General features: G+C 63.8%; 2 protein-coding genes. One reads left to right on the top strand and one right to left on the bottom strand.

What is annotated here, in order from left to right; genetic code table 11:
- Nucleotides 1-30: 30 nt before the first annotated feature.
- Entirely contained in the window at nucleotides 31-798 is a 768-nt protein-coding gene (locus AB0I77_RS53600; protein ID WP_096378325.1) for a BPL-N domain-containing protein, read from the bottom strand.
- A gap of 292 nt (nucleotides 799-1,090) precedes the next feature.
- Between AB0I77_RS53600 and AB0I77_RS53605 the strand changes: the two genes are divergently transcribed.
- On the top strand, nucleotides 1,091-1,336 hold a 246-nt coding region (locus AB0I77_RS53605), incomplete at its 3' end, for a hypothetical protein (protein ID WP_363290336.1).

Below are 1,336 nucleotides of genomic sequence, written 5' to 3' on the forward strand. Positions count from 1 at the left end.
GCCGAAATCACGGGTCGTCGCGCTGAGCGATCAGCGTTCCAGTCCGGCGAGCAACGAACGCAATAGGTGGTCGCCCGGCATGTGATCGGCGGGCAGCCCGGCCTCTTCGAACCACGACTCGTCCGCTTCCGGATGCGGTCCGCTCAACACGACGAGCCCTCTGCCGAGGGTGTAACGCGCAGCGGCGATGTCGTTGTTGGCGTAGGTCGCAATGATCGCGAAGCCTCGATCGTCCGCCGAGCGAAGCAGGTATGGACCGTCTTGGTAGAAGACCGTTTCTTCTTTGCCTTTCCAACGCACGGCGACGACCGCGCTGTCGATCGTGGTCACGGGGAAGTCGCGGCGTCCGACCTCCGAATCGAGCTCGTGCGGGATCAGGCCGAGGCCGGAGGCGCTGGCGAGATAGGCGCCCATGCAGATGCCGAGATAGCGGCCGCCATGAGCGACGTAATCGTGGATCGCATCGATGCGGCCATCGCCGAAACTCGCTAGCGCGCCGGGGATGTCTTGGCCGCCGCCCGGTTGGGCGTAGACGTCGTAGCGCGATAGGGTTTCGGCATTGATGTCGATGCGTTCGCCCGGCCCGACGAAATCGACGCGGTAGCGCGAGCTCAGTCTCTCTATCGCGGCCTTCAGGGTTTCCGGACAGTTTTCGCAGGCGGCGGGGCCGCGGTAGACCGCGACGCGGATCGCGTCCGTGCGCGGTTCAGCGAGCGAAGGCCGGGCGAGTGCACTCAGCAAGGCCAGGGCGACGAGTTTCAGTGCGACGGACTTCGATAAGCGGTTGGCTGTGTACATGAAGGCCTCATGCCGATTCTAGGTCTCACGAACCATCGCATCGGCGTCGCATGTCTGTCTTGGATGTTGCCTGGCAGGCTACACCCGCTGGTTCTGCCGGAGTGTAACGGCTGGTAATGAATGCAATGCGTTTGTCGCGGTGATCGCCCTCGGTGACTGCCGTCACAACGGCGTGGCGGCAGCTGGCCGTTCCTGCGAGCGCTCTGCGTTGTGCCCTGAGCCGGATTCAACATTTGCGCCCTGTTGCGGCCGCGCCAGCGCGAGGACGCCCACGAATCGAACGCGGATGCCCATGACCAATTCGCCCAACCCGTCGGTCGCTGCAAGCGCAGCGACCGAATCCGATACGCATGCACGCCCGAACATCCTGATCATCCTTGTCGATCAGCTGCGCTTTCCGCGCTACGCCTACGGTCCGCAAGCAGGTTTCGCGCCGGACCTCAAGGACGTCGTCGGCTTTCAGGGCGAATCGGATGCGGAAAACACGTATCGCCATTACTTCCCGGGCCTGTGGTCTCTGCGCAAGCATTCGGTGGTG

Source organism: Streptomyces sp. NPDC050619, assembly GCF_040654815.1.
Classification (GTDB): Bacteria; Actinomycetota; Actinomycetes; order Streptomycetales; family Streptomycetaceae; genus Streptomyces.

Excerpts from the sequence above, each read along its gene's own strand:
- AB0I77_RS53600 (WP_096378325.1), bottom strand. The coding sequence starts at position 798 with ATGTACACAGCCAACCGCTTATCGAAGTCCGTCGCACTGAAACTCGTC.